The sequence below is a fragment of the Methylibium sp. T29 genome, assembly GCF_000576205.1.
GTDB classification, from domain to species: Bacteria; Pseudomonadota; Gammaproteobacteria; order Burkholderiales; family Burkholderiaceae_C; genus Methylibium; species Methylibium petroleiphilum.
This window is the reverse complement of the sequence record NZ_AZND01000179.1, coordinates 1-7028: the sequence shown is the minus strand read 5'-3', so window position 1 is coordinate 7028 and position 7028 is coordinate 1. Positions and strand designations below refer to the sequence as shown.

Genomic DNA, 7028 nt, shown 5'->3' with positions numbered 1-7028 from the left:
CTGCACGACGCGCGGCGACGAGCCGCCGCGCGAGCAGACGCTCGCGCTCGGCCCCTCGCTCGGCCAGTGCTGCGGTGGCGAGGTCACGCTGCGCTATGCGCCGCTCGACGCGGCGTCGCTGGCGGCCTGGCCCGAGACCGTGCCACGCTTCCATCTGCAGCTCTACGGCGCCGGGCACGTGGGCCGCGCGATCGTGGCGCTGCTGGCCAGCATCGACTGCCGCGTGCAGTGGATCGACGAGCGCGAAGCCGAGTTCGACGCCTTCGCGGCGCTGGCGCCGCTGCCGCCGCACGTACAGGCGCTGTGCGTCGACGCGGTCGAGGCCGAGGTGGCCCAGGCGCCGCCCGGCGCCTGCTACCTGGTGCTGACCCACGAGCACGACCTCGACCTGCGCATCACCGAAGCCGTACTGCGGCGCGGCGACTTCGCCTACTGCGGGCTGATCGGCTCCCGCACCAAGCGCGCACGCTTCGTGCATCGCTTCCAGGAGCGCGGCGTGTCCGACGCCGCGATCGCCCGCCTGACCTGCCCGATCGGCCTCCCCGGGATCACCGGCAAGGAGCCCGCGGTGCTGGCGATCGCAGCGGTGGCGCAGTTGCTGCAAGCCACGGGATCTGTTGTTGGCTGAGCGCTGCTGACCGGGCCGCCGGGTGAACGCCTGCGTTCGTGTCCCCCGGTGCCGGCCTCATGGCCGTCCCCTCCTCCTCTACCTCACTCCGCCATTCACCCGACGTCCCGGTCAGCACACATCACCGTGGTGCTCGAAGGCCTTCAACCCAGGCACACCGCGGTGTATCGAAGCGCCGTGACGGTCCGCTGTGTGGAGTGCGGTAGAGGAGGAGGCGGCGGCCGATCAGGCCGACGCCGGGGGACACGAACGCAACACAGCGGACCGGCGCGGCGCACACGCCGAGGCCGGACCGCCTGTGCTCCGTATCAACTCAGGACGCCGTTACCGCCACACCCGGCGCGCCCGCCACGTCGTGCGCCGGCACCGCCTCACCGTCCAGCACCTTGTGCGCCCGCTCGCGGTCGATGTCGCCCTCCCAGGCGGCCACCGCCACCGTCGCCACGCAGTTGCCGATCAGGTTGCCGAGCGCACGCGCGATGCCCATGAACCAGTCGACGGAAAGCACCAGCACCAGCCCGATCGCGGGAATCGCCGGGATGGCCTGCAGCGTGGCGGCCAGCACCACGATGGCCGAACCGGGCACGCCATGCGCGCCCTTGCTGGTCACCAGCGAGATCGCCAGGATGGTCAGCAGGTCGGTCATCGTGATCGGCGTGTTGGTGGCCTGGGCGATGAACACCGCGGCGAGCGTGATGTAGATCGAGAACGCGTCCAGGTTGAAGGAGTAGCCGGTCGGGATCACCAGGCCCACGGTCGAATCGCGGATGCCCATGTGGCGCAGCTTGGCCATGATCTGCGGCAGCACGCTGTCGGACGAGGTGGTGGCGAACACCACCGCGAGTTCCTCGCGCAGGTAGCGCAGCAGCTTCCACAGGCTGAAGCCCGAGGCTCGCATGATGCCGCCCAGCACCACCGCGACGAACAGCACCACCGCCCCGTAGAACAGCAGGACCAGCAGGCCCAGTTGCTTCAGCGAGCCGACACCGTACTTGCCGACCGTGAAGGCGATCGCGCCCAGCACCCCCAGCGGCGCCAGCTTGATGATCAGCCCATGATCTTGAACAGCACCAGCGACAGTTCGTCGATCAGCCCGGCCACGGCACGGCCCTTCTCGCCCACGAGCGCCAGCGCGCAGCCGAACAGCACCGCGAACAGCAGCACCTGCAGCACGTCGCCGGTCGCGAAGGCGGCGACCACGGTGGTCGGGATCAGCTTCAGCAGGAACTCGACGGTGCCGCCGCCGGTGAGCTTGCTGGCGTTGTCCGCATAGGCGCTCATGGCCTTGGCGTCCAGTGTGGTGGGATCCACGTTCATGCCGACCCCCGGCTGAAACAGGTAGCCTAGCGCGAGCCCGAGCGCCAGCGCGACCGCGGTGACGACCTCGAAGTACACCAGCGCCTTCACGCCAACCCGTCCCACGCGCTTCAGGTCGCCCGCGCCGGCGATGCCATGCACCACGACGCAGAACACCAGCACCGGAATGATCATCTTGATGAGCTTGATGAAGGCATCGCCCAGCGGCTTGAGCTTCACCGCCGTCTCGGGCCACAGCAGGCCCAGCAGCACGCCCAGCACGAGGGCCAGCACCACCTGGCCGAACAGGGAACGCAAGAACTTGGGCATGGCAGGCTCCCGGGCAGCGAACGGTGGAGGGGCGAAGCGCGCGGCGAGTCATGCAAGCTCGGTGCCTGCATCGCGGCGCGGCGCCCCGGCGGGCCCGCCGCCGCTCGCGGGCTTTCCCTCATGCAACTACTACATCACTAACATATTATTGGTGTGCAAGAGGCGAAATGCCCTGCCGGACCGCCCGGTCCTGCCGCTCGAACCCTTCAGAGGAGACCCGGATGAAGTTCAATCGACGTGAGGTGCTGGCCTGCCTGGGCAGCAGCGCGGCCGGCCTGGCGATGCCGATGGCGGCGTGGGCCCAGAGCTGGCCGTCCAAGCCCATCAAGCTGGTCATCGGTTACAGCACCGGCGGCTCGACGGATGCCACCGCCCGCCTGGTGGGGCGGCAGCTCGAGCAGCGGCTGGGCCAGCCGATGGTATTCGAGTACAAGCCGGGCGCCGGCGCGTCGATGGGGGCCGAGTTCGTGGCCAAGTCGGTGGCCGACGGCTACACGATCGGCCTGACCGACACCGGCCCGATGGCCGTGGTGCCTCACCTGCGCAAGCTGGCCTACGACCCGACGAAGGACTTCACGCCGCTGTCCTACGTGTGCGCGACCGGCCTCGCGGTGCTGGTGCACCCCAGCGTGCCGGCCAACAACATCAAGGAACTGATCGCGCTGGCGAAGGCCGATCCGGAGAAGTACAACTACGCCAGTTCGGGCGTCGGTTCGGTGCACCACCTGGCCGGCGAGCTGTTCAAGTCGCAGGCCGGCGTGAAGATGGCGCACGTGCCCTACCGCGGCGCCGGCCCGGCGCTGACCGACCTGGTCGGCGGCCAGATCCCGGTGATGTTCGCCACCATCGGCCCGTCGCTGCAGATGATCTCGGCCGGCAAGGTCAAGGCGCTGGGCGTCACCTCGTCGAAGCGCTCGAAGGCGCTGCCCGACGTGCCCACCGTGGCCGAGCAGGGCCTCGCCGGCTACGAGGCGGTGCTGTGGTTCTCGATCGTCGGCCCGGCCAACCTGCCGGCGCCGATCTCCGCGCGGCTGCAGAAGGAACTGCAGGCCTCGCTGGTCGATCCCGAGCTGATCCGCGAGCTGGAGAAGCTGGGCAACGACGACATCGGCCCGCGCACGCCGCAGGAGGTGGCCGCGCTGGTGAAGTCGGAAATGGAGAAGTGGGGCCGCGTGATCAAGGACGCGCACATCACAGTCGACAGCTGAAGCCGGCTACGCTGGCGCCGTGGAGAGAGATGGATCGCGCGAAGGACGACGCTGAATGACGAAGAGCTGGAACCGCGGCGCCGAGCAGAAGCGGCAGCGCCTGGCGGCGGCCCGGGCGCAGGGGCTGGACAAGCTCGTCCCGGCCGAGCGGGCGATCGACCTGCTGGAAGCGGTGCTGACGCCGGGCGACCGCCTCTGCGTCGAGGGCAACAACCAGAAGCACGCCGACTTCCTGTCGGCCTGCCTCGCCAAGGTGGACCCGGCGCGCGTCAACGGGCTGCACATCGTGCAGTCCAACCTCGCGCTGCCGCAGCACCTCGACGTGTTCGAACGCGGCATCGCCGCGAAACTGGACTTCTGCTACTCGGGCGAGCAAGGCGTGCGCATGGCGCGGCTCATCAACGAGGGCCGCATCGAGGTCGGCGCGATCCACACCTACCTCGAGCTCTACAGCCGCTACTTCGTCGACCTGACGCCGCAGGTGGCCTTCGTGGCCGCGCAGAGCGCCGACGCCGAGGGCAACCTCTACACCGGCCCCAACACCGAGGACACACCGGCGGTGGTGGAAGGCACGGCCTTCAAGAACGGCATCGTGATCGCCCAGGTGAACGAGATCGTCGAGCGCGTGCCGCGCGTCGATGTGCCTGCCGGCTGGGTGAGCTTCGTGGTGCCTTCGCCGAAGCCGCACTACATCGAGCCGATCTTCACGCGCGACCCGGCGCAGATCAGCGAGATCCAGGTGCTGATGGCCATGATGGTGATCAAGGGCCTGTACGCGCCCTACGAGATCAACCGCCTGAACCACGGCATCGGCTTCGACACCGCGGCGATCGAGCTGATCCTGCCGACCTATGCCGCCTCGCTGGGGCTGAAGGACAAGATCTGCAGCTACATGACGGTCAACCCCTGCCCGACGCTGATCCCGGCGATCGAGGCCGGCTTCGTCAAGGGCATCCACTGCGCCGGCTCCGAGCTCGGCATGGAGCGCTACATCGAGGAGCGCTCCGACGTGTTCTTCAACGGCCCTGACGGCACGATGCGCTCGAACCGCGTGTTCTGCCAGCTCGCCGGCCACTACGTCGACCTGTTCATCGGCTCCACGCTGCAGATCGACCTGGAGGGCAACTCCTCCACCGCCACGCTCAACCGCATCGCCGGCTTCGGCGGCGCGCCCAACTTCGGCTCGGAGTCGCGCGGCCGGCGCCACGCCAGCCCCGGCTGGCTGAAGGCCGGCGAGGAGAGCGCCGCCTCGCGCATGTCGGCCATGCCGCGCGGCCGCAAGCTGGTGGTGCAGCTGGTCGAGACCTTCCGCGAGAAGATGCAGCCGACCTTCGTCGAGCGGCTCGACGCCTGGCAGCTGCAGGAGGATTTCGACCTGGACCTGCCGCCGGTGATGATCTACGGCGACGACGTGACCCACATCGTCACCGAGGAAGGCATCGCCCACCTGCACCGCTGCAACACGCTGGCCGAACGCGAGCAGGCGATCCGCGGCGTGGCCGGCTACACGCCGGTGGGGCTGGCGCGCGACCCGCTCGCGGTCGAGGCGCTGCGCCGCCAGGGCATCATCCAGCGGCCCGAGGACCTGGACATCGACCCGCGCCTCGCCACGCGTGACCTGCTGGCCGCGAAGTCGATCAAGGACCTGGTGCGCTGGTCCGGCGGGCTCTACGACCCGCCCAACCGTTTCCGCAACTGGTGAACGAGCGTCGTGCGCGATGGAACACCTTGAATACGAGTTCGGCCCCTTCGAGCCGCTGCCGGCCGGGCAGGCACCCGCGCTGGCCGGCGTGGTGAGCTCCGGCAACATGGAGGCGCTGCTCGAGCCGAAGGCGCTCGACGGCCGCCTGCGCTTCGTCATCGACACCTCGATCGAGGGCTACACCGACACCTGGCAGGCGGTGGCGGCGAACTTCGCCGCGCGACACCGCGTCGGCAACCTGCTGGTCACCGTGAACGATGCCGGCGCGACCCCCTCGGTGGTGGCGCTGCGCCTGGCGCAGGCGATGGAGGAGCTGCGCGGATGAGCAGCGAACGCCCCGACGCCGCCGCCGTGCTGTCGCCGCAGGCCGCGCGCAGCTTCTACGAAGCCAACGCGCGCCAGCGCGTGCGCGGCCTGTTCGACGCCGGCTCGGTGCACGAATGGCTGCCGCCGTCGCAGCGCATCGTCAGCCCGCACCTCGAGCAGCTCGGCCAGCCACGTGCGCTGGACGACGGCGTGATGATCGGCCGCGCCACGCTGGCCGGCCGGCCGGTGCTGTTCGCGGCCGAGGAGCCCGGCTTCATGGGCGGCTCGGTCGGCGAAGTGCACGGCGCCAAGCTCACCGGCCTGCTGGAACGCGCCGCGCGCGACCGGCCGGCCGCGGTGGTGCTGCTGCTCGACACCGGCGGCGTGCGGCTGCACGAGGCCAATGCGGGGCTGATCGCGATCTCGGAGATCCAGCGCGCGGTGTTCTCCGCGCGCGCCGCCGGCGTGCCGGTGATCGTGGTCTCGGGCGGGGCCAACGGCTGCTACGGCGGGCTGGGCATCGTGGCGCGCTGCTGCGACCACATCGTGATGACCGAGGAAGGCCGGCTCTCGGTGTCGGGGCCGGAGGTGATCGAATCGCAGAAGGGCGTGGAGGAGTTCGACGCCAAGGACCGCGCGCTGGTGTGGCGCACGATGGGCGGCAAGCACCGCTACCTGATCGGCGAGGCCGACGGCTTTGCGCGCGACACGATGGACGATCTGCGGCAGGCGGTCGCCGCCTTCTTCGACCGGCCGGTACCGCTGACGCTGGAGGCGGTGGAGCGCGAGCACGCGGCGCTCGGCCGCCGGCTCGAGCGCTTCGGCGCGGCGCCCGATGCCGTCGACATCTGGTCGGGCCTGGGTGTGGCCGAGCCGCGGCAGCTGCCGCTGCTCGACACCGAGGCCTTCACCGCCCTCGCCGACCGCGTGAAGGAGCGCAGCGATGTCTGAGGTCCGCAGCCCCGCACTGGCCCTGTGCGACGGCTTGTTTCCCGGCGGCCACGACGTGCGCGCCGAAGGCCTGCTGCTGTGGGGCAGCGGGCGCACGGCCGACGGGCCGGTGGCGGTGGTGGGCACCCGCGAGCACGCGGCGATCGGCGTCGACCTCGCGCATGCGCTGGCCGCCCGGGTGCTGCAGGTGGTGCGCGAGCATCCCGGCCGGCCGATCCTGATGCTGGTCGACACCCAGGGCCAGCAGCTGTCGCGGCGCGACGAGCTGCTCGGCAACGGCGGCTATCTGGCGCACCTGGCCAAGTGCTTCGAGGTCGCGCGCAGCCGCGGCCACCGGCTGCTGAGCCTGGTGTACGGCGAGGCGGTCAGCGGCGGCTTCCTCGCGCTCGGCATGATCGCCGACCGCACCTATGCGCTGGCCGACGCGCAGATCCGCGTGATGGCACTGCCGGCCATGGCGCGCATCACGCAGATCCCGATCGAGGCGCTGCAGGAGCTCTGCCGCAGCTCGGCGATCTTCGGGCCCGGCGTCGACAACTACGCGCGGCTCGGGGCGGTCGAGGCGGTGTGGCCACGGGACGCGCTCGCCGAAGGCCTGGTGCAGGCG

The 7028-nt window shown here is 70.4% G+C and carries 6 protein-coding genes and 1 pseudogene; 6 read left to right on the top strand and 1 reads right to left on the bottom strand.

Going from position 1 to position 7028, the window contains the following annotated elements:
* Window positions 1–628 (top strand): xanthine dehydrogenase accessory protein XdhC (gene xdhC, locus x551_RS16530; RefSeq protein WP_036249607.1); only part of this gene is annotated, 628 nt, incomplete at its 5' end.
* Between the two features lie 313 nt (window positions 629–941).
* Here xdhC and x551_RS16525 read toward each other — a convergent pair.
* A pseudogene (locus tag x551_RS16525) lies at window positions 942–2254 on the bottom strand (C4-dicarboxylate transporter DctA).
* 221 nt (window positions 2255–2475) lie between these two features.
* On the opposite strand from x551_RS16525, the gene x551_RS16520 reads away from it, so the two are divergent.
* The 5 genes from x551_RS16520 to x551_RS16500 form a co-directional block, all read left to right on the top strand.
* Complete coding sequence (locus x551_RS16520) at window positions 2476–3462, top strand: tripartite tricarboxylate transporter substrate binding protein (protein WP_036233455.1); 987 nt, start codon at window positions 2476–2478, stop codon at window positions 3460–3462.
* Between the two features lie 55 nt (window positions 3463–3517).
* Window positions 3518–5164 carry a malonate decarboxylase subunit alpha gene (mdcA, locus tag x551_RS16515; RefSeq protein ID WP_036233457.1) on the top strand — a complete coding sequence of 549 codons (1647 nt, stop codon included), beginning with the start codon at window positions 3518–3520 and terminating at the stop codon, window positions 5162–5164.
* Window positions 5165–5180: 16 nt separating this feature from the next.
* Window positions 5181–5489 (top strand): malonate decarboxylase acyl carrier protein, encoded by a 309-nt coding sequence (mdcC, locus tag x551_RS16510; RefSeq protein WP_011828393.1) that lies wholly within the window; start codon window positions 5181–5183, stop codon window positions 5487–5489.
* Window positions 5486–6421, top strand: coding sequence for a biotin-independent malonate decarboxylase subunit beta (locus x551_RS16505; RefSeq protein WP_051495787.1), 936 nt, complete (start codon window positions 5486–5488; stop codon window positions 6419–6421). The genes mdcC and x551_RS16505 overlap by 4 nt, the downstream gene beginning before the upstream one ends.
* On the top strand, window positions 6414–7028 hold a 615-nt coding region (locus tag x551_RS16500; protein ID WP_036249604.1), incomplete at its 3' end, for a biotin-independent malonate decarboxylase subunit gamma. The genes x551_RS16505 and x551_RS16500, both read left to right, overlap by 8 nt.